The organism is Streptomyces sp. OfavH-34-F (assembly GCF_022347745.1).
GTDB lineage: Bacteria > Actinomycetota > Actinomycetes > Streptomycetales > Streptomycetaceae > Streptomyces.
Genome location: NZ_JAKRGC010000097.1, coordinates 1 through 20700 on the forward strand (window position 1 = coordinate 1; position 20700 = coordinate 20700).

Sequence of the window (20700 nt, forward strand, 5' to 3'; positions counted from 1 at the left end):
TACCAAACCGCCAGGTCAGAGCTTCGATCACGTCAACGTGCCGGACAGAGCGAGGACGCTAGACTTCCCGCATCACAGCGGCATGGGCCCTGTAGGGATCACGCATCTGATGCAATTCCCCGGGGTTGGCCGCGACCGGCCAGCGGCGGTCGATCACCGCGTGCGTGCCCCCGATCCAGAGGACCGCGGCCGCGCCGGGCAGGACGCCGATGTGCTCGTCGAGGACGACGGCGGCGACGACCAGGGCGAGCGAGCACGTCACGAGGTGTGTGGCGGCGTGGGTGAGGTTCGCCCGCCAGCCGGCCGCATAAATGGGCGACGTAGTGCAGGACTAAGAGGTGGCTACCCCGGGGGAACAGGACGGGACGACGTCCTGCCTCCGGCGGATCGGGTTACAGATGCTGCTCGATCAGCCAGAATGCGAGTCCGACGATGCCAGCTCCGGTGGCGTAGGCGGCGCCGCGCAGGGCGCTGGAGAGCAGGGCGCGACCGCGGCGGGCGATCCAGCGGAGGCTGCGGCGGATGATGGAGGGCTGCCGAGGGGTGCGGTGGATTGTCGGGGTCTGGTCCGCAGTGCGGGTGCGGCGGCTAGCCTGCATGGCAGGTGCTCCGTTCTTCGGGGTGCTGGTGTGGTCCGGCGGGGGCTGGGCGGCGTAGGAACCTTCGGCCCCGCGCCGGACTTCTGGGTTTCAGGGGCGGCCGGCGAGTTCGTGGATACGGTCAGCCAGGCGAGCGTCAGGGCGGCAGACCAGACCGTCGTCGGTGTGACGGTCGGCCAGCTGGTCGACGTCAGCTTCCAGTCCGCCGGTCAGCACCGCCCTGCTGGCGTTGCGGCGGGCGGAGTCGTTGGTGAAGTGCTCCAGTGCCTTGAGGAACGCCTGGGAATCGACTTCGCGGTCCTTGGCCGCATCCGGGCAGAACAGGGTGGTCACCTGCCGCTTCCAGAACTTCGCCTCCCCTTCGTCACCGAGGGCCAGGTGGTCGAGGTAGAGGCAGTACGCCGCGCCGCTGGATCCGGCGCCGGCGGCGAAGCGCCACCAGAAACGAGCGCTTTCGGGGTGGTGGGCGAGGTAGAGCATGCAGGCGAAGACCTGGACGCCGTCGATGTCGACGCCGGTGGTCCAGCCGTCGAACTGCGCGATGGCATCGCCGCCGAGCAGTGCGGTCAGCTCCTCCATATGGGCGGCTGCTCCGGCCTGGGTGACCACCACTCGGGCCATGACCCCGAGCCGGCGCAGGGCGCTGGGGTGGCCGCCTGCGGGGACCGGGCCGGGGGCCGGGAGGTGGGCGGTGTCGTGGGCGATGCGGCGCAGCCCGGTGCCGACGTCGAAGGCGCGGCGGGGCTCGCGGACGGAGGTGTCGGCGTCGGCGAAGAGCTGTTCCCAGGTGTCGCTCACTGGACGTCCTTCTTCTTGATCGGTCGCGTGGCGCGGCGGTGGATGGGGGCGAGGCGTTCCTGGGCCTTGCGGATGTGGTGGGTGACGGTGCTGGGGGTGAGGCCCATGTACCAGGCGATCTTCTTGGTTTCGAGCCGGCCGATGAAGCGCAGGACGACGACGTCGAACTGACGCGGGGGAAGTTTGGTGAGGGCCGGGTACAGGCCGATGCCGCTGTCGCGTTCGGCCAGCTCCTCGCGGAGGCCGCCGATCAGTTCGTCGATGATGGAGCGGCGCAGGATCAGCCAGGTCTGGGCCTGCAGATCTGGTTCGGCGAGCAGGGCGTCCCAGCGGGTACGGATCTCCACGTAGGCGCTGTGGACGGCCTTCTCCGCCCGGTCGTTGGTCTTCAGGATGTAGAGCGCGAAGTCGTGGAACGCCTTCTGGTTGGTGAGGTAGTGGGCCTCGAACTCCACGGGGAACTGGAGCGGGTCCTCCGCGGCCACAGGCACGCGGCCGTCCTCACGCACGTCGTCGGTCATGGGGTGTCTTCGGTCCTCTTCGTTGAGGTCTGATGGAGCGAGCGGCTCCCGAAGCACCGCTCGGGATTACCCAACCGGACCAATCGGCCGAACACGCATGCGCAGCCGCGCGAATTTCACGCGGAGCGTTCGCACCGGTGCTCAAAGTGATCAATGAGGTGACAGGGGCTCCCCTGACCTGCATGGACGGTCACTCAAGGGCGCATTGCATACGCGCAGCGTGATTGAGGTCACACGGCGGACACCCCGGCGCACAAGCGATTTCCTGCCACCTTCGAGTGAATCTCGCCAACTCCAGTCGCTTCCCGCCGAGTTCGGCTCCAAGGTGTCACCTCCCTGACTCTCGGGCCTGCGGCACGAGGCTCACCCGGCTTGCAGCCCTCGCCGGCCTGGATGTCGAGCGGCCCGCCCAAGGTCCGGCGAGCCGCAGGGTGACGGCGAGCAGTGCGGCGAAAGATGGTCACCAGAGGCGGGCCCGCGGTCGGCGTTTCATGGGGGCCGTTCGAGTGAGCGCGCCAGGCGGGACGGCGTGCCCTCGCTAACCAAATTCGAACTTTCGTACCAATCGGGTGTGTCCACGTGCGACTTCCCCGAGGACCTGCGCAACGCGCAGGCCGCCCTCCACCGCACCCGTGCCGCTTACGAGCAGTATGTGGGGGCTGAGGAACATCCGTGTCAGATCGTGTGCTAAGCGTTCGTCGGGTGGTTTGGCGCTTTGACCTGGGGTGATTGAGCGTCAGAGCCTTCGTGGGTCGTTGTTTTCGATCTTCGGAGAGTTGTTGTGACGGTCGAGTTCCTGACGGATGAGCAGGCGGCCCGGTACGGGGCGTTCCATGAGGTGCCCTCGCGGGCGGAGCTGGAGCGGTACTTCTTCCTGGACGACGCGGACCGGGAGGCGGTGCAGGCGAAGCGGCGGTCGCACAACCGGCTCGGGTACGCGGTCCAGCTCACGAGCGTGCGGTTCCTGGGCCGGTTCATGCCGGACCCACGGCAGGTGCCGGCGGAGGTGGCGGAGTACCTGGCCGGGCAGTTGGAGATCGAGGACGCCTCGTGCCTGAAGCTGTACGGCGAGCGGGACGGTACGGCCCGTACGCATGCTGGTGAGATCCAGGAGGCCGGGGGCTGGCGGGACTTCGCGGAGGTCCGCGAGGAGCTGGCGGGGTGGCTGGACGCGCGGGCGTGGACGACGGGGGATGGGCCGAAGGCGTTGTTCGACGCGGCGGCCGGGTGGCTGCGCGAGGGCCGCGTGCTGCTGCCGGGAGTGAGCCGCCTGGCCCGGCTGGTGGGGTCGGTGCGGGAGGCGGCGAACCAGCGGCTGTGGGACACCCTGTACGGGATGCTCGGGGTGGGGCAGCGGGCGGTACTGGACTCGCTGCTGACGGTACCGCCCGGTGAGCGGGTCTCGGAACTGCACCGGCTGCGCCGGGGGCCGGTGCGGGTCTCGGGCCCGCAGATGAAGCGGGCCCTGGAGCGGGCGAAGGAGATCGCCGCGCTGGGGATGGCCGCGGTGGACGTGTCGGGGATACCGCCCCGGCGTCTGGCGGAGCTGTCGCGCTACGGGGTGGACGGGAAGGCGTCGCTGCTGCGCCGGCACTCCGATGCCCGGCGGCTGGCGACGCTGCTGGCCACCACGGTGTATCTGACTTCGCGGGCGGTGGACGACGCGCTGGACCTGCTGGAGGTGCTGATCGCGACGAAGCTGCTGGCGCGGGCGGAGCGCGAGAGCGCGAAGGAGAAGCTGAAGACGCTGCCGCGGGTGGAGCGGGCGTCGGCGAAGCTGGCGACCGCCTTCCAAGTCGTGTTCGATACCACCAGCGAGCAGGTCGACACCGACACCGGAGAGATCACGCGGCCGAGGTTGGAGAGCCTGGAGGCGATGTGGGCGGCGATCGAGCAGGTGGTGCCCCGCCACGAGCTGGCTGCGGCGATCGCCGCGCTGTTCGAGCTGACCCCGCCCCTGGACTCGGATGCGGACGAGGCATGGCGTGCCATGCTGATCAACCGGTTCGGCACGGTCCGGCCGTTCCGCGCTCACGGCAGCGTGGCCTCGTCAAGCTGCTGGACTGGCTGGAAGACCAGCCCGGCCGCACCTGGCGGGAGCGCTGGGTGGCCAGCGGAGCCGAGGACGCCGGCCGAGAGTGGACGCGGCTGCCGGTGCAGTGGCTCGCCGAGCACCAGCGGGCACGCAAGTACGACCGCGCCGATCTGTGCTGCGGCATGATCCCGCTGCTGGGCGGACAAGTCGTACGCCCCGCCTACCGATGGCTGCTGCGGCAGCGCCCCTCGCAACTGCTGGCGCACATCCGCAGCGTCACGGATCCCGACGGGTTCGTGGCGCTCAAAAACCAGTACGCGGCCACCGGCCACGCGGGAGCCAACGACTGCAACAACGCGCTCAACCGCGTCACCTGGATCGTGGCCTCCAAGGGCGGGAGCGTTCACGACGTCACCATCGGCGACTGCGTCGAGTTACAGCACGCCATCGGCGAGCACCAGAGCAACGGCTACCACGGCAAGCACCTCTTCTACGCGCTCCTCGCGGGCCTCGGTGTCTTCGGCCCCAAGGCCCCGGCACGGCTGAAGACGGTGATGCTGCCGGGGCAGCTGACACCGGCGGCCCTGGTCGACCGGCAGGGCATCACCTGCACCGCGATACGCGACCTTCTGGTCGACTACCTCACCGAACGCGCGGTGGACGTCGACTACACCACGCTGGAGGACATGGCCCGCACCCTGGCCGGACTGTTCTGGCGCGACCTGGAGAAACACCACCCGGGCATCGACTCGCTGCGGCTGGACGCCGACGCTGTCACCGCCTGGCGGGAGCGCGTCCGCATGGTCCGTGACCGGCACGGCACTCCCATCCGGCCGCGGGTCAACGCACACACCGTGTTCAGCTGGGTCCGCACGTTCTACCAGGACCTCGCCCGCTGGGCCGCCGACGAGCCGACACGCTGGGGCCCGTGGGTCGCACCCTGCCCGGTCCGCGACAGCGACACCGATCACAGTATGAACCGCGCCCGCCGCAAGGCGGCCATGGACCAGCGCACCCGCACTCTGCTGCCCGCGCTCCCGGCCCTGGTCAAAGCCGTCGAGCGCCAGCTCAAGGACGCCCAGACCTGTCTCGCCACCGGGCGGGAGACCCCGGCCGGAGCCCCGTTCACCACTCCGGCGGGCGAGACTCTCCTGCGCCGGGCAGGGGTGTCCTCCCGCGTCTACGCCGACGACCCAGCCACCGACCGGCGCCGGGACCTGACCGTGGAAGAGGAACGCGCCTTCTGGGCCTGGGCCATCGTCGAAGTCCTTCGCCACACCGGCATGCGCATCGAGGAAGCACTCGAACTCACCCACCACAGCTTCGTCGCCTACCAGCTCCCCACCACAGGCGAGATCGTGCCTATGCTTCAGGTCGCCCCGTCCAAGCTCGACCAGGAGCGGCTGCTGCTGGTCTCACCAGAGCTCGGCGAGGTGCTCACTGCGATCATTCATCGCGTCCGACGCGGGCAGCAGGCCATGCCCCTGGTCTCCGCCTACGACAGTTTGGAACGGCTCTGGAGTGCACCGATGCCGTTCCTCTTCCAGCGCCGCTGCGGCCCGGAGGACCGGGCCATTCCGCGCAACTACATCTACACCTGCCTCAACGACGCCCTCGCCGCGAGCGGGCTGACCGGGCCCGGCAACGAGCAGCTGCGATACACGCCCCACGACTTCCGAAGAATCTTCGTGACCGACGCCCTCCGCTCCGGCCTGCCCCCCGCACATCGCCGCCCGCATCTGCGGCCACCGGACGGTCGACACGACCCTCGGCTATGCCGCGATCTACCCCGAGGACGTCATCAACCACCACCGGTCCTTCATCGCCCGCCGCCGGGCGCTGCGACCCGGGGAGGAGTACCGCGAGCCCACCGCCCAGGAGTGGCAGGACTTCCTCGCCCACTTCGAGCTGCGGAAGGTCGCCCTCGGCGTCTGCGCCCGCGACTTCGGCACCCCCTGTGTCCATGAACACGCCTGCATCCGCTGCCCTGTTCTGCGGCCCGATCCCGAGCAGATGCCCCGCTTGGAGGAGATCCACGCGAACCCTGATCGACCGGCTCCAGGAGGCCAAGGAACAGGGATGGCTCGGCGAGGTCGCCGCGATCGAGGCCAGTCTCGCCGCCGCCGAGCAGAAGCTCGCCGCCATGCGCGACCTCGCGGCCCGGCACACCACCATCCACCTGGGCATGCCCGATCTCCGTGGCGTCGTCGCGCGCATCGACTCCGAGCAGCGAAACGAAGATGCGAAGGGGTAGTCCTGAGCACTACAACGAGGGGATGACCGTCTTCCTCTGTTCCAAGTGCGGCACCGCGATCACGCCGGAGCTCACCGAGCTTGCCGCCGTCCCTGACGTCTCAGACGACGAGCGTGACCGGGACAAGGAGACACGCCGGGCGCCTTCCACCGTTCCGCAGGGCCACTACGCGATCGATCCCGAGCCCTGGGGACCTCCTTATGTCGTGCAGGACGATCAGGATGACCCGAAGCCAGCTCAGTCGCGCGGACCTGCGGTCTGCCGCGAAGAAGGCTTCGTCATCTCGGCCGGCAGCCGACACACAGTGCTGGTGCACCCTGATGACGCCACCGGCCTTCAGCCACTGCCCAACTGGGAGAACAGCAGTGGGTGCTGCGGACCGACAGGCGATGAGGGGCTCAACCGAGCCTGCCCCTGCGGCGCTCCGGTCGCGACCCTCGCGGCTGACTGTTTCGGACCCTTCGAACTGCACCTCGACCCCGTCCGCACCTACGCGTTCTCCCAGTAGGACCGCAAAGCGCGCGCGGACGACGTCCACGACACTCCCGACGGAACCCGTCCACCCAACTTCTTCACGACTACTTTCCGTGGTGAATGACGGCTCGCAGGCGGACCTGCCGCCGAGCTGGGCTAGTTCGGATAAGACCAGATCGGTGCCCTGGGCCTGGTCCTGAACGCGCTCGTACTGTTCAACACACGGTACATGGACGCTGCGGTGAACCAGCTGCGCGCGGACAACTTCGAGGTCCGCGACGAGGATGGCGCCCGGCTCTTCCCGTTCGTGCGCCACCACATCAACGTGCTCGGCCGGTACTCCTTCCAGCTCCCCGACCTGCCCGGCGGGCTGCGGCCCCTGCGCGACAAGCACGCTACCTACGACGCGTGAGGACCGCCCGTGCTGCCGGGAACGTGGGGCGGGCACCACTATCCCGGCAGCGGTGCGCGAGCCCTTCGTCGCAGCGGACTGCGCGCGGGGAATCCGCTCTGCGCGGTCCGGCTGCCTGAGGTCTTCGCACCAGAGGACTGCACGCGTGAGGCCGCTTCCCCTGTCATGGGCGTCCGTCGGCCGCCCGAGCCGGATGGCCGAATTGTGTCGACTCACTCGACATGTCGAACTGGTCGACATAACCTGATGGCATGGACGCCACCGACAGCGCCACCGCGCACCGCGCCTCCCTCGCCGCCCTCAAGGGCTGGGCCGCCCGCCGCGACCGCCTGCCCGAGCACCGCGCCGATCTGCTGGCCGCCGCCTGGTGGTCGGGCACCCGCAACGTCGCCGAACTCGCCCGTACCGCCGACATCACCAGGGATACCGTCTACGACGACCTGCGCGCCCGGGGTATCGAGCCCACCGACCGTGCCGCGGTTCCTGAACGGCCGCGCCCGCGGTACGAGTCGCTGCGAGCGGAGGCCGTGCACGAACTCTCCGAGCTGGCCGCGCAGGTCCTGCTGCCCGCGCAGCTGGAGGAGGATCCGGCCCCGCTGGCCAGCGCCGCCTGGCAGATGAGCACCGCCTACGACCGGATCGCCGTCCTCCTCGACGGACACGAGGAGGAGCGTCACGTCGAGATGGCCGAGGACCTGGTCAGCAAGCTGCGTGACGCCCTGCGCTACGCGCACGCCCACTGGGCCTCGCTCCAGAGCACCGACCAGCTCGCCGCCCGTACCTCGGAGCGGGATCTCGACCCGCTCGGCATTCAGCAGGCCGTGGCCGGCGAGACAGTACTCCAGTTGTCCCTGCCGGTCGGCCGCACCTTTACTGTCACCCTCGGCGAAGAGGACTACCGCAGGACCACCGTGCGCAGCGATAGCGAACTGCTGGACACCACGGTCAGCGGCGCCGACTACCTCGCCATCAAGGACGCCCTGGACACCATCGCTGAAGTCCTCAGCGCGCATCTGCGGGAGGACGCCTTCGAGACGGACTGACCTCCCCGACGGCGCCGGCACGTTCGCCGCCGAGCCGCTCTAATGCGCGTGAGTCAGCACCATCCTCGTCCGAAAAAGAGTTCCCCGAATGATCAGATGCACGAGAATGGTCACCATCAACGAGGAGGGATCATGCACGAGAGCCGCCCAGCGCGCTCGTTAGGACGCCGCCACACAAGCGGTCTGCCGTTCGACCGGCCCGGCACGTTCTGGCGCGGCAACCTGCACACCCACACCACCGAGTCGGACGGCGCCCTGACGCCCCGCCAGACGGCCCGGCACTACCAGGAGCACGGCTACGACTTCCTGGCCGTCACGGACCATTTCCGCCCCGAGTACGACTTCCCGGTGACTGACACCCGCGCCCTGAGGGGCCTGGGCTTCACCACGCTGATCGGCGCCGAGCTGCACGCCCCGCGCACCGAGGCCGGACCGTCCTGGCACATCGTCGCGGTCGGACTGCCCCTCGGCTTCGCCCCACCGCACCCTGGCGAGGACGGCCCGCAGGTGGCCCGCCGTGCCCGGGCGGCCGGTGCCTTCGTCGGCATGGCGCACCCTGCCGCCTCGCTGCTCACCGTCGATGACGCCGAGAGCCTGGACGCCGCGCACGCCGTCGAGGTCTACAACGCCCTCGCCGAGCGCGAGCACCGAGGGGACAGCTGGCACCTGACCGACACCCTCCTCAACCGGGGACACCGGCTCACCGCATACGCCGCCGACGATGCGCACCTGCAACCGCAGGACCCGCCGGCGTGTGCCGCCTGGGTCAACGTCCTCGCCGAAACACTCGCCCCGGGCCTGCTGCTGGCGGCCCTGAAGGCCGGGGACTTCTACTCCAGCACCGGCCCCGAGATCTACGACGTCCAGCTCACCGACGAAGCGGTCGTCGTGCGCTGCTCGCCGGCCGGCAAGGTGGTCCTCAGCGGCGGGGCGCCGGGCGCCGAGGTCGTGGAGGGCACCGACCTGACGGAGTGCTCGCTGCCGCACGCGATGTTCCGACGCGGGTACTGCCGTGTGACCGTGGAAGATGCCTTTGGCGGCCGCGCCTGGACCAACCCGATTCACCTCGACCGCTCCTGACCGACGCTCATCCCCCGTCGACCTTCCCGAACACAAGGAGACACGCTCATGCTGTGGCCCGTCCTGCGCGCCCTGTCCATCGGAGAACTAACCGCCGCCCAGGAGGAGTGGCTGCGCATTGACTTCGACCTGTCCCCCGAACCCCGCCGTGAGGGACCCGGTGCGGCAGAGAGCATCGCCCACCGCTCCTTCACTGACGCTGCGGGCAACCGGCTCGTGCTGGATGTGGCCCGTACCGACGCCACCAGCTGGGTGTTCGCGCTGTTCTCGGACGGCGCGCAGGCCCCGCCCGCAGTCGTCGAGAGCCACCGGGCACGGTTCCGCCAGGCCATCGACCAGCTGGGGCTCGACCTCGTCGAGATCACCCCTGCGGCCACCGCCGCCGAAGTGCACGTTCCGGACGCCGGCTCCGAGGACGGCCCGGCCTCCGCGGTCGGCGCGCACTGGGCATGGCCCGATGACCTCGACCGCGTGTGGTTCCACCTCGGTCTGCGGGCGGATGCTCCCGCGGAGGTCAAGGAGGTCAGGCTGCGCGAGCTGATGCGCACCCCGGCCTGGGACACGGCTCCGGACAGCCTCCAGAGCCAGGCCGCGGCGTTCCTCGCCGCGCACTGACCCGCCGCCGCAGCACCGGTATAGGACACCACCACACACGGGGGAGCACATTGAGCGAGTACACGAGCCAGTCGGCGGGCGAGCCAGACCGGGTGGTCCTCGTCCCGCCGCTCGGCTCGCCGGAGCGCGCCGAGGCCCTGCGCATCGGCGAGGCACTGCTGACCGACGACGGCCAGGTCACCGACACTCCTCAGGCCAAGACCATCGCCATCGGCCGGCTGGCCCGGCGAATGCAGACGCCCACGCCGGAGCTGGTGCTTGCTGCCATGGGGCTGAGCGTCGGCACTGACCTCGCGGCCCATCTGGGCCCTGTTCTCGTATAGCTACGGCGAACGGACATGTGGCGCTGTGTGATTGCCCTGGTGCTCGTTTCTCCTGGCTAGGCGCCTCGTTGAGCTGAACGAGTGATCTCGGTCGGGGTGGAGGAGTACGGGTGCGGCAGGACTGGGAGCCGGAGGACCTGATCGAGGTCTGGACGCTGCTGGAAGACGACATGAAGCGGGTGCGGAACAAGTCCGGGGCGACCCGGCTTGGGTTCGCGCTGTTGCTGAAGTTTTTCGAGGTGGAGGCACGGTTCCCGGAGTCGGCCAGGGAGGTGCCGGCCGCGGCGGTGGAGTACGTGGCTCAGCAGGTGAAGGTCCCGGCCGGGGCGTGGGCGGAGTACGACTGGCAGAGCAAGGCGATCCAGCGGCATCGGGGCGAGATCCGGGCGGCGTACGGATTCCGGGCGAACACCGAGGAGGACCAGGACCGGCTGGCCGTGTGGCTGGCGACCGAGCTGTGTCCGGTGGAGCTGTCGCGGGACCGGCTGGCGGCCGCGGTGGTGGCTCGGTGCCGCAACGACCACGTCGAGCCCCCGGCGCCCGGGCAGGTGCGGCGGCTGGTCGGCAAGGCGGTCAAGGACTTCGAGAAGCGGTTCTGCCGCAGCACGCTGGACCGGCTCAGCCACGCGACGCGCTCGCGGTTGGAGGACCTGGTCGCGGGCGACGGAGGCGAGCAGGGCGCCGACGGCTCGGCGGCCGGGGGCGGGCGGTCGCACTTCACCGAGTTGAAGACCGACCCCGGTGCCCCGGGCCTGGAGAGTCTGCTGGCGGAGGTGAACAAGCTGGAGCGGGTGCGGCGCCTGGAGCTGCCCGCGGACCTGTTCGCGGACGTGTCGGAGAAGTTGGTGGACGCCTGGCGGGCGCGGGCGTCGAAGGAGTACCCGGCGAACCTGGAGCGGATGAAGCCGCCGCGGCGCCTGACACTGCTGGCCACGCTGTGCCACGTGCGGCAGACGGAGATCACCGACTCGTTGGTGGACCTGTTCATCCAGCTCGTGCTGAAGATCAACACGCGGGCGGAGCGGAGGGTCGACAAGGAGCTGGGGGCGGAGCTGAAGAAGGTCCGGGGCAAGGACGCGATGTTGCTGCGGGTCGCGGAGGCGGCCTTGTCGGAGCCGTCCGGCACGGTGCGGCGGGTGATCTTCCCGGTGGTCGGCGGGGAGAAGACGCTGAAGGCCCTGGCGGCGGAGGCCGCGGCGAACGAGGCCCGCTACAAGGCCCGGGTCCGCACCGTGCTGCGCTCCTCGTACTCGGCGCACTGGCGGCGGATGCTGTCGCCGCTGCTGCGGGCGCTGGAGCTGAAGTGCAACAACACCGCCTACCGGCCGGTGATGGACGCGATCGATCTGCTGGGGCGGTATCTGGAGCAGCCGCTGAAGGAGGGGGCGTTCTTCGATCCGGCGGAGATGGTGCCGCTGGAGGGGGTGGTGCCTGAGCAGTGGCGGGCGGCGGTGGTGGACGACAAGGGCCGGGTCGAGCGCATCCCGTACGAGCTGTGCGTGCTGGTCGCGCTGCGGGACGCGCTGCGCCGGCGGGAGATCTGGGTGGTGGGCGCGAACCGGTGGCGCAACCCGGAGGACGACCTGCCCGCCGACTTCGAGGACAACCGGGACGTCCACTACGCGGCCCTGGGCCAGCCGCAGGACGCGGGTGAGTTCATCACTGCCCTGAAGGCCAAGCTCCGCACCTCTTTGGACCGCTTCGAGCAGGCTCTGGCCAAGGGCGCCACGGGCGGGGTCGCGATCGTCAAGAAGCACGGCGAGCCGTGGATCAGGGTCTCCCCGCGCGGCAAGCAGGAGGAGCCGGAGTCCCTGGTCGCCGTCAAGGCGGAGATCGAGCGGCGTTGGGGCACCATCGACCTGCTGGACATCCTGAAGTACGCCGAGTTCGACACCGGCTTCGTCGCGGAGTTCACCTCGGTCGCCACCAGGGAGAACCTTTCCAAGGACGTACTGCGCCGCCGGCTGCTGCTGGTCCTGTTCGGCCTGGGCACCAACATGGGCATCAAGCGCGTCGCGGTGACCGGCAAGCACGGCGAGTCCGAGGCGACGCTGCGCCGGGTGCGGCACCTGTTCGTCAACCGGGCCAACATGCGCGCCGCCTTGCGCAAGCTGGTGAACGCCACCTTCGCCACCCGGGACGAGATGTGGTGGGGCACCGGCACTGCGTGCGCCTCCGACAGCCGCAAGTTCGGGGCCTGGTCCTCGAACCTGATGACCGAGTGGCACCAGCGCTACCGGGGCCCCGGCGTGATGATCTACTGGCACGTCGAGCGGAAGTCGGTGTGCATCTACTCCCAGCTCAAGTCCTGCTCGGCCTCCGAGGTCGCCTCGATGATCGAGGGCGTGCTGCGGCACTGCACCGACATGGAGGTCGACCGGCAGTACACCGACACCCACGGCGCGTCCATCGTCGGCTTCGCCTTCGCCCACATGCTCGACTTCAAGCTGATGCCGCGGTTGAAGAACATCGGCTCCGCGAAGCTGTACCGTCCGGCGGCCGGTGAGGACGACAACTGGCCCAACCTCGCGCCGGTGCTGTCGACCAAGACGATCAACTGGGACCTGATTCGCCAGCAGTACGACCAGATCGTGAAGTACACCACCGCGCTGCGGCTGGGCACTGCCGAGGCAGAGCAGGTCCTGCGCCGCTTCACCCGCGGTGGCCCCAAGCACCCCACCTATCAGGCGATCGAGGAACTCGGGCGGGCGGTGCGCACGGCGTTCGTCTGCGACTACCTCGCCGACGTCGAACTTCGCCAGGAGATCCACGAGGGCTTGCAGGTCGTGGAGAACTGGAACAGCGCGAACAAGGACCTCTTCTACGGCAAGGACGGCGATCTGGCCGGTGCGGACAAGGAGTCCCAGGAGGTGTCCATGCTCGCCCTCCACCTGCTCCAGTCCGCTCTCGTGCACGTCAACACGCTGCTGATGCAGCAGGTCCTCGCCGACGAGAAGTGGGCCGACATGCTCACCGACGCCGACCGGCGGGCCCTGTCCCCGCTGTTCTGGACGCACGTGAATCCCTACGGCCGGTTCGAGCTGGACATGAACAGCCGCCTTCAGCTGGACCTGACCGCCCCGGCCCGGGCCGTGCCCGGCCCGCGCAGCCCGCAGAGCGAGGTGGTGCCGGCCGGAGGAGACGCCGCGGAGCGGGTCTAGACGCGGGCGGCCGGAGCGTTCTGCTCCAGGCGGGCGCCCAGCGTGTCGGCGAAGTCCTCGGCCCGGGCCAGCTGGACGCGCAGCTTCTCCACCTGCTCGGCGGCGGCCTGCCGGTAAGTCCGCACCCGCTCCAGCAGCGCATCGCGCTCGCCGTCGTCGAGAGCGTCGTCGCCGTCGAGGCGGTCGGTGGCGTCCAGGAGGTCGCGCATCTGCTCCAGGGTGAAGCCGAGCGGCTTCATCCGGCGGATGACCATGAGCCGGGAGACGTCGGTCTCGGTGTAGAGCCGGAAGCCGCCCTGGGAGCGGGCGGAGGGGATGACCAGGCCGGTCTCCTCGTAGTGCCGGATGGTGCGCAGCGACAGCTCCGTCCGCGCGGCGACCTCGCCGATCTGCATGTGCTTGCCGTCCACGCCCGTGTCCCTGGCCCTTCTCCTCGTGGCGGGCCGCGTCCTGTGCGACCCCACCGACCTCTACTCTAACGTTAGGGTAGAGTTGATGAAGGCGAGGGCGGCCCGGCTGCCCCGCTGCTGCCGTTCCGGGGCCGATGGCGCCCCCGGCGAAGATCCGATTCTTGCAGGAGAGAGCGTGCGCGAGCCCATGACGCCGATCGCCGCCCCCTGCCCGCCGTGACCCTTCGCCCTCGGACGTGACCCGCCCGGCCGGGCACCGCCCAGGCCCCGCAGCTCGCGTCCTCCACGACTTCCCGGCCCGCCTCGGGCCGCCCGCGGGATACCGGCCGGTCTCCCACGCCCCCTCCCGCACACCCCCGGCCCGTCCGGCGGTGTGCCCGAGCACGACAGGTACGCATCTCCCTTGTCTTCTGCTGCTGTGACTCCCGCCGCGCGGCTGCGCGGCCTCAAGCCCGACTGGCTGAACAACCCCAAGGTCTGGCGCACCGAGGTCCTGGCCGGCCTGGTCGTCGCCCTGGCGCTGATCCCTGAGGCGATCTCCTTCTCGATCATCGCCGGGGTCGATCCGGCCATCGGCCTGTTCGCCTCCTTCACCATGGCCGTGGTCATCTCGATCGTCGGCGGCCGCCGCGCGATGATCTCCGCCGCCACCGGCGCCATCGCCCTCGTGATCGCACCCCTGAACCACGAGTACGGCCTGGGCTACCTGATCGCCGCCGTCATCCTCGCCGGCGTCATCCAGGTGATCCTGGGCGCGCTCGGGGTGGCGAAGCTGATGCGGTTCGTGCCGCGCTCGGTGATGGTCGGCTTCGTCAACGCGCTCGCGATCCTGATCTTCATGGCGCAGGTGCCGGAGATGCACGACGTGCCCTGGGCGGTGTACCCGCTGATCATCGGCGGGCTCGCGCTGATGGTGTTCTTCCCGAAGGTCACCAAGGTGATCCCGGCCCCGCTCGTCTCGATCGTCATCCTGACCGTCATCACGGTCGCGGCCGGCATCGCGGTGCCGACCGTGGGCGACAAGGGCGCCCTGCCGTCCTCCCTGCCGGTGCCGGGCCTGCCGGACGTGCCCTTCACCATGGACACCCTGACGACGATCGCCCCGTACGCCTTCGCGATGGCGCTGGTCGGCCTGATGGAATCCCTGATGACGGCGAAGCTGGTCGACGACATCACCGACACCCACTCCTCCAAGACCCGCGAGTCCATCGGCCAGGGCATCGCCAACATCGTCACCGGCTTCTTCGGCGGCATGGGCGGCTGCGCCATGATCGGCCAAACCATGATCAACGTGAAGGTCTCCGGCGCCCGCACCCGCCTCTCGACCTTCCTGGCAGGCTCGTTCCTGATGGTGCTGTGCATCGCCTTCGGCCCCGTCGTCTCCGACATCCCCATGGCCGCCCTGGTCGCCGTCATGGTCATGGTGTCCTTCGCGACCTTCGACTGGCACTCCATCGCCCCCAAGACGCTCAAGCGGATGCCCGCCGGTGAGATCGCCGTCATGGCCATCACCGTGATCGTGGTAGTCGCCACCGACAACCTCGCCATCGGTGTCGTCGTCGGCTCCATCACCGCCATGGTCATCTTCGCCAAGCGGGTCGCCCACCTCGCCCGCGTCCACAGCGTCCTCGACCCCGACGGCACCACGGTCGTCTACCGGGTCACCGGAGAGCTGTTCTTCGCCTCCTCCAACGACCTCGTCGGCCAGTTCGACTACGCCGGCGACCCCGACAACATCGTCATCGACCTGTCCGAGGCCCACGTCTGGGACGCCTCCTCCGTCGCCGCCCTTGACGCGATCGAGACCAAGTACGCCCAGCGCGGCAAGACCGTGGAAATCACCGGGCTGAACGACCTGAGCGCCGACCTCCACGGCAAGCTCACCGGCGAACTCACCGGCAGCCACTGACCCCCGGCGCCATACGAACCACAGCACAGGACCCCGGCCCCACCGGCCGGGGTCCTGTCGTCTCTTCCCGGCGCCCTACTCCGGCGAGGGGCCCTGGTAGGTGCCGAAGGTCCACAGGTTGCCCTCCGGGTCCTGCACCGTGCACACGTACGCCGCGGCCCCCGACCCGAACCGTGTCTCGTGCGGCGCTTCGAGGACCTCGCCGCCCGCGTCGACCACCCGCCGGTGCACCGCGTCCACCTCGTCGCTCACCACGTAGACCGCGCTGGTGCCCGCCCGCATCCGCCCGTGCACGCTGTCCGTGTGCCTCGTCGAGCCGAACACCAGCGCACCACCGCCAGGCCAGCGCAGCTCCGCGTGCCCGATCCCGCCGTGCTCATCCGGCGCGGCGACCACCTGCTCGAACCCCAGCACGTCGACCAGGAAGCGCAGCGCCGCCTTCGTGTCGTCGTAGTGCAGGACCGGCCAGACGGAGGACAGGGAAGCATCAGGCGACATACCGATCATCGTAGGCAGACAGGCGCCACACCCCAAGAGCCCACGGACGCCAGCGCGACGCCTGGACTCTCACAAACGTTCCTTTGCACGAGCAAGATCAACAATCGGCCGCCGGACCCCCGCCGCACCCGGATTCGTTCTCAGAACCCGTTCTCACTCAAAAGCGGGGCGGACCCCCTTCCGAGACTTGCATTGTGCGAAAATCCGGGCCCATGACGGACCCTCAGCAGCCCTCCCCGAACGACCGGTCGGACGCCGACGACGTCGAACAGCACGCCTGTCCGAAGTGTGACGCCCAGCCCGGCTCGCCGTGCCGCTCGCGCGGCGGCGCGGTCGCCTCCGCCTACCACACCCGCCGCTTCACGAAGGTGCCCCGGCTGAAGAAGGCACTGCGGGTGCCGACACCGGCGGACCGCGGACCGGGCCGGCCGTGGCGGCCGGGCACCCCGCCCCCGGCACCGATCGACCCGGACCTGCCAAGCGCGGACATCCGCATCGGGTACGCGAGATGCTCGACGCTCGGGCAGGAACTCGACTCCCAGCTCGACGCGCTCGCGGGGCACGGCATCCCCAGGGACAAGATCTTCAGCGAGAAGATCAGCACCCGCGTCCGAGTACGGCCCAAGTTCGAGGAAGCGCTGAGGACCGCGCGGGAAGTCAAGGCGCACGCCCCGCACTGCCGGGTCATCTTCACCGTGTACGAGATGAAGCGGCTCGGCCGCGACGCCGCCGAACTCACCGCGCTCGCCGACCACCTCACCGCCCACGGCCTGGTCCTGGAGATGCTCGCCGGGCCCCTGCCCGGCATCTACGACCCCACCGGTCCGGGCAAGCTGCTGTTCGCATTCTTCGCAGCGATGGCGGAGACCGAGCGGGAGAACATCCGCGAGTCGACCCTCGAAGGGCTCGACACCGCAGCCCGCAAGGGCAAGCACGGCGGCCGGCCGCCCGTCATCACCGACGACATGCTCCACACCGTGCTGCGGCGCCGCGCGGGCGGCGAGTCCGTCGAGCAGATCCAGCCCGACCTGATCATCCCCACCGGCAAGCGCAAGGGACAGAACCCCTCGTTGGCCAGCATCTACCGGGCGCTCGCCGAGCACGCCAAGCGCGAGGCGTACCCCGAAGCCGTCAGGGCCGCACACGCCGACTTCGCCGCCATGAACAACGGAGCGGTCCCCGAGCCCCGCACTCAAGCAGAGGCCCTGAAATCACACTGAGCTACTTGTCCCCTCGCCGTAGCTATACGAGGACAGGGCCATCTGGGCAGCTCGCAGCACGTCGTGGTCCCGCACAATGCGCGCTACCCCTCCATGGGGGTCGATGTGCTCCATGTCGACGAACTGGGCCCGGCCTTCCCTCGGGAGGCCCCGGCCGGGGCGGTGCGCATGGACTCGCCCGAGGCCGAGCTGCTGGTGCGGATGGTCGCGGTCAGCGAACTCATGGGCGCCTGGTCCTACGGCTCCAACAACAACGTGCGGGTCCTGGCGCTCCAGGAGGCCGCGGCCGAGGAGTTCGAGATCACCGATGCTCTGGAGTGGCATCTGGACCCCAAGACGGCGTCCGCTGTGCGGATGGAACTGAGCTACAACCGCGATGCCCTGCGGCACTTCCTGCGGACCCAGCACCAGATGACCCAGGAAGTGCTGGCCGCGCGCGGGATCACCGAAGTGATCGCATATCGCGCGTTGAGCTGGCCCGAGGGCGCCGAGCAGCCCCTGTGGGTGAGCGGCGACAACGTCGGGACGGTTGTGCAGGCCCGCGAGCGTCCGCTCTCCAGCTGGTCGGCGGACCGTCAGGTGGTCGCCGACTGGCTGGAGCAACGCACCGGGCACGGCGCGATCGTCGCCTCCCGCCAGCGGGCCGCGGAGGTACTCTCCCTGCCCACCACCGGCATGGGCTTCCTCGGGCAGATGGAATGGGTCGCCCTGCCGGGCGACTACCGCGTCACCCTGGACGGCATCGTCTCCCACCTTGCCCCGCCCGAACCCGGGACTCAGACGGCGGCCGCCGGTATCTCCCTCGGTGCTCCAGCACTGGCCTTCGCCGCCCCAGCAGCCCCCACCCAGCCGGACCCGGACACCAGACAGTGGCAGCCGCTCTCCATCACGGACCAGCTCGACCCGGCCGTGCCGCTCGATGCTCAGATCCTGGGGATTCTGGCGGGCACGCAACCCGCACCGCCCTGGTGGCCCCAGGACCAGACCGGTTACGTGCTGGCCCAGCGTGACCTCGACTTCCTGGGCATCAATCCCGTACAGATCAAGTGGATGGTGACTGGGGAAGCCCCGATGGGGATGACCCCAGCGCTCTACGGACAGTTCAGTGCCCACATGCTGACCGCTCTGGGCCACGACGGCATCGATCCCGCCGACGTCGACATCCGCATCAAGGGCTCGGGTGCCGGGTTCTACGCCGGAATCCACAAGACCCTGCCCGGCCCGCAGGCCCTTGCACACGATCTCCAGGCCCTCCAACGCCTGCACACGTGGTTCGGTGAGGACAGCAGGCCCCTGGCTCGTCCCTTCGACGCCATGTGGCGCCTGGGCCTGGAATCGGAACCCAGCGACTTTGACCTCGACATCAACTCCACGGCCATCGTGCGGGCGGCACGCGAGCACTGGCGCGCCAACCACTCCCACCGCTACCCGGGCGACTTCATGGGCGGGCACGGCTACCTGGATAAGGCGACGGTACTGGGCACCCTGCCCGCGTTGGCCGACTGGGCCCGCACCTGGGAGGCAACGCTGGGCCGCCCGATATCGCTGGGCGTCTTCGAGTCCTCGGGCCCCTTCGACGCCACCCAACTCGGCCGCACCCTGTCCTCGCACTTCAGGGACAGTGACTGGATCATCCACAGCCCGGACCGGCCCGAGGCCTGGCGTACTCCTCGGTCCCGGATTGCTCCACCACCAGCCGACCCCTCGCCCCGCACGCGCTCCTCGGCCGCCGCAGCGCGGGCCAAGTCGACGACCGTCCGCAAGCCTCGGCCTCCGCAGAACGGCACCGCAACGTCGAACACCCAGCAGCCGCCGCACCTGCGTCGTCCCGGCCCGGAACCGGGGCGAGGACGCAGCCTGTAGACGAGGGGAGAGGGAACCCTTGTGACGGACCCGCACGACGACTCGATGGACCCGTACGCCGACGAGGCCGAGCGGGACGCCGGGTGGCAGCGACCCCTCGCGGTGCGCGACGCCCGCCGGCTGGTGCCCGCAAACGATCGGCAGGGTCATTCAGCCCAGACTGGTGGCTCAGCGCCGGACGTCACCGGGCGCGAGGAGGCTGGTCAGCTCGGAGATCGCCTCGTGGGAGGGCTTGAAGTACCGGCGGACGTTCTCCGGCTTCTTGTGCCGGGACTTCGCCATCAGCATCAGCAGGGAGGCGCCCCGCACGCCGAGTTCGGTGAGTCCAGAGTGGCGGTACTCGTGCAGGTCCCAGCCGGTCCCCGGCCCGTGTACGGCTGTGTGCTCGTTGAGGAGGGCGCGGGCCTGGCCGTAGGAGAGGCGGGCCAGGCCGGTGTCCGGACACACGTCGCGCGGGCTGACGACCTTCCCCGGGCCGGGGCGGCGGTGGGTGACGAAGACCGGGCCCCGGGTGCGGCCCTTGAGGAGCCGGGGCAGGAGCCGTGCGGTGCCCGCGTCCCAGTAGACGGTCTCCAGGACGAAGTCCTCCCTCGTCTGCCCGCGTCGGCGGGCCTTGCTCCGGGTGCCCTTGGCCTTGACCGGGCAGCGGCGGGCGGCGAGGTCCAGGTCCTCGATGTTGACGCCGAGGATCTCCTCCGCGCGGGCGCAGGTCTCGTAGAGCATCCGCCACAGCGTCTTCTCCCGCAGGTGGACATCCCGGCGGGCGATGAACCGGTCCACGGCCATCTTCGAGCGGGCCGGGGTCTCCGAGTCCGGCACGGCCAGCCGCTTCGTCCAGGCCGGGACGGACGGACTGTCGTAGCCCTATTCCGCGCACCAGCCCAGCCACGAGAGGACCGCTGCCCGGCGGGCGTTCCAGGTGTTGACCGCCGCGGTGCCCCACAGCAGTTCCAGGGCCTCGCCGATCTCGTCGTCCGCGACCGACCCCAGCGGGCGGCCCTCCCCGATTCGCTCGGCCGTCTTGCCGACCCCGGTCGAGTAGCTGCGGACGGTGTTCGGGTTGCGGAGCGAGTCGAGGAAGGCGTCGGCCGCCGCGCGGACCGTCAACACCTTCCCGGCCGACAGTTGCACAACGGTGGGCACCGCTTCCCCCTTGCCACGGATAACAGGGCCGCTTCACGTACGGCCCGAAGAATGTCACCGCAGGTGACGAACCAAGATCCCCCAGATAATAGGGCGTTATCCGTGGAAGAACTTCCGGCCGCCCCCACGACCAACGCGCCGTCAACCGCCCACCAGGGACGACGAACGCTTAGCGCACGACCTGACACGAATGTTCCTCAGCCCCCAAACTCTACTGGCTTCGTTCACTTCTAGGGGCAGCGTTTGTCCGCCAGTTTGGGCAGCAGTTGCGGATCTTGAGGCCCGTGAATGTTCATGAGAAATAGCAACGGGGGCGATGCGCGGTGCGTCACTGCCCGGCGG

At 69.7% G+C, this 20700-nt stretch carries 17 protein-coding genes and 3 pseudogenes; 13 read left to right on the forward strand and 7 right to left on the reverse strand.

The features are described from left to right. Positions 1–58: 58 nt before the first annotated feature. The 4 genes from MHW47_RS16475 to MHW47_RS16490 all read right to left on the reverse strand — a co-directional run bounded on the left by MHW47_RS16475 (position 59) and on the right by MHW47_RS16490 (position 1918). Positions 59–262: a hypothetical protein gene (locus MHW47_RS16475; protein ID WP_239224026.1), complete on the reverse strand. Its 204-nt coding sequence runs from the start codon at positions 260–262 to the stop codon at positions 59–61. A gap of 130 nt (positions 263–392) precedes the next feature. Then, positions 393–599 (reverse strand): hypothetical protein, encoded by a 207-nt coding sequence (locus tag MHW47_RS16480; protein ID WP_239224027.1) that lies wholly within the window; start codon positions 597–599, stop codon positions 393–395. A gap of 90 nt (positions 600–689) precedes the next feature. Continuing rightward, complete coding sequence (locus MHW47_RS16485; RefSeq protein WP_239224028.1) at positions 690–1397, reverse strand: hypothetical protein; 708 nt, start codon at positions 1395–1397, stop codon at positions 690–692. Further along, positions 1394–1918 carry an RNA polymerase sigma factor gene (locus MHW47_RS16490; RefSeq protein ID WP_239224029.1) on the reverse strand — a complete coding sequence of 175 codons (525 nt, stop codon included), beginning with the start codon at positions 1916–1918 and terminating at the stop codon, positions 1394–1396. The genes MHW47_RS16485 and MHW47_RS16490 overlap by 4 nt, the downstream gene beginning before the upstream one ends. A 781-nt stretch (positions 1919–2699) precedes the next feature. On the opposite strand from MHW47_RS16490, the pseudogene MHW47_RS16495 reads away from it, so the two are divergent. From MHW47_RS16495 to MHW47_RS16540, 10 genes and pseudogenes are all read left to right on the forward strand, one after another. Then, positions 2700–3944, forward strand: a pseudogene (locus tag MHW47_RS16495) (DUF4158 domain-containing protein); the annotation flags it as partial. An 80-nt stretch (positions 3945–4024) separates the two neighbouring features. Next, positions 4025–5920, forward strand: coding sequence for a tyrosine-type recombinase/integrase (locus MHW47_RS35940; protein ID WP_239224031.1), 1896 nt, complete (start codon positions 4025–4027; stop codon positions 5918–5920). Continuing rightward, entirely contained in the window at positions 5917–6207 is a 291-nt protein-coding gene (locus MHW47_RS16505) for a hypothetical protein (RefSeq protein ID WP_239224032.1), read from the forward strand. The genes MHW47_RS35940 and MHW47_RS16505 overlap by 4 nt, the downstream gene beginning before the upstream one ends. A gap of 22 nt (positions 6208–6229) precedes the next feature. Continuing rightward, positions 6230–6715 (forward strand): hypothetical protein, encoded by a 486-nt coding sequence (locus MHW47_RS16510; protein ID WP_239224034.1) that lies wholly within the window; start codon positions 6230–6232, stop codon positions 6713–6715. 135 nt (positions 6716–6850) lie between these two features. Beyond that, a pseudogene (locus MHW47_RS16515) lies at positions 6851–7093 on the forward strand (Tn3 family transposase); the annotation flags it as partial. A 251-nt stretch (positions 7094–7344) separates the two neighbouring features. Beyond that, positions 7345–8136 (forward strand): hypothetical protein, encoded by a 792-nt coding sequence (locus tag MHW47_RS16520; RefSeq protein WP_239224038.1) that lies wholly within the window; start codon positions 7345–7347, stop codon positions 8134–8136. Between the two features lie 132 nt (positions 8137–8268). Further along, positions 8269–9216 carry a PHP domain-containing protein gene (locus tag MHW47_RS16525; protein WP_239224040.1) on the forward strand — a complete coding sequence of 316 codons (948 nt, stop codon included), beginning with the start codon at positions 8269–8271 and terminating at the stop codon, positions 9214–9216. A 48-nt stretch (positions 9217–9264) separates the two neighbouring features. Continuing rightward, the gene (locus tag MHW47_RS16530) at positions 9265–9831 is read left to right on the forward strand and encodes a hypothetical protein (RefSeq protein ID WP_239224042.1); all 567 of its coding nucleotides are present in this window, start codon (positions 9265–9267) and stop codon (positions 9829–9831) included. Between the two features lie 50 nt (positions 9832–9881). Next, positions 9882–10154: a hypothetical protein gene (locus MHW47_RS16535; RefSeq protein ID WP_239224044.1), complete on the forward strand. Its 273-nt coding sequence runs from the start codon at positions 9882–9884 to the stop codon at positions 10152–10154. A 110-nt stretch (positions 10155–10264) separates the two neighbouring features. Further along, positions 10265–13315: a Tn3 family transposase gene (locus tag MHW47_RS16540; RefSeq protein ID WP_239224046.1), complete on the forward strand. Its 3051-nt coding sequence runs from the start codon at positions 10265–10267 to the stop codon at positions 13313–13315. Here the strand turns inward: MHW47_RS16540 and MHW47_RS16545 are convergent. Further along, positions 13312–13725, reverse strand: a complete 414-nt coding sequence (locus MHW47_RS16545; protein WP_239224048.1) for a MerR family transcriptional regulator — start codon at positions 13723–13725, stop codon at positions 13312–13314. The genes MHW47_RS16540 and MHW47_RS16545 overlap by 4 nt on opposite strands. 403 nt (positions 13726–14128) lie before the next feature. Between MHW47_RS16545 and MHW47_RS16550 the strand changes: the two genes are divergently transcribed. Next, on the forward strand, positions 14129–15634 hold the full coding sequence (locus MHW47_RS16550; RefSeq protein ID WP_239224050.1) for a SulP family inorganic anion transporter: 1506 nt from the start codon (positions 14129–14131) through the stop codon (positions 15632–15634). A 75-nt stretch (positions 15635–15709) separates the two neighbouring features. Here MHW47_RS16550 and MHW47_RS16555 read toward each other — a convergent pair whose 3' ends face one another. Then, complete coding sequence (locus MHW47_RS16555; RefSeq protein WP_031081690.1) at positions 15710–16132, reverse strand: VOC family protein; 423 nt, start codon at positions 16130–16132, stop codon at positions 15710–15712. A 212-nt stretch (positions 16133–16344) separates the two neighbouring features. On the opposite strand from MHW47_RS16555, the gene MHW47_RS16560 reads away from it, so the two are divergent. Then, positions 16345–17352: a recombinase family protein gene (locus tag MHW47_RS16560; RefSeq protein ID WP_239224052.1), complete on the forward strand. Its 1008-nt coding sequence runs from the start codon at positions 16345–16347 to the stop codon at positions 17350–17352. Positions 17353–17415: 63 nt separating this feature from the next. After that, the gene (locus tag MHW47_RS16565; protein WP_239224054.1) at positions 17416–19215 is read left to right on the forward strand and encodes a hypothetical protein; all 1800 of its coding nucleotides are present in this window, start codon (positions 17416–17418) and stop codon (positions 19213–19215) included. A gap of 168 nt (positions 19216–19383) precedes the next feature. Here the strand turns inward: MHW47_RS16565 and MHW47_RS16570 are convergent. Then, a pseudogene (locus MHW47_RS16570) lies at positions 19384–20358 on the reverse strand (site-specific integrase). Positions 20359–20700: the final 342 nt, after the last annotated feature.

Bases quoted from the DNA above. Each gene is read 5' to 3' on its own strand.
- MHW47_RS16480 (WP_239224027.1), bottom strand. From the start codon at position 599: ATGCAGGCTAGCCGCCGCACCCGCACTGCGGACCAGACCCCGACAATC.
- MHW47_RS16490 (WP_239224029.1), bottom strand. From the start codon at position 1,918: ATGACCGACGACGTGCGTGAGGACGGCCGCGTGCCTGTGGCCGCGGAG.
- MHW47_RS16505 (WP_239224032.1), top strand. From the start codon at position 5,917: ATGAACACGCCTGCATCCGCTGCCCTGTTCTGCGGCCCGATCCCGAGC.
- MHW47_RS16510 (WP_239224034.1), top strand. From the start codon at position 6,230: ATGACCGTCTTCCTCTGTTCCAAGTGCGGCACCGCGATCACGCCGGAG.
- MHW47_RS16520 (WP_239224038.1), top strand. From the start codon at position 7,345: ATGGACGCCACCGACAGCGCCACCGCGCACCGCGCCTCCCTCGCCGCC.
- MHW47_RS16525 (WP_239224040.1), top strand. From the start codon at position 8,269: ATGCACGAGAGCCGCCCAGCGCGCTCGTTAGGACGCCGCCACACAAGC.
- MHW47_RS16530 (WP_239224042.1), top strand. From the start codon at position 9,265: ATGCTGTGGCCCGTCCTGCGCGCCCTGTCCATCGGAGAACTAACCGCC.
- MHW47_RS16555 (WP_031081690.1), bottom strand. From the start codon at position 16,132: ATGTCGCCTGATGCTTCCCTGTCCTCCGTCTGGCCGGTCCTGCACTAC.
- MHW47_RS16560 (WP_239224052.1), top strand. From the start codon at position 16,345: ATGACGGACCCTCAGCAGCCCTCCCCGAACGACCGGTCGGACGCCGAC.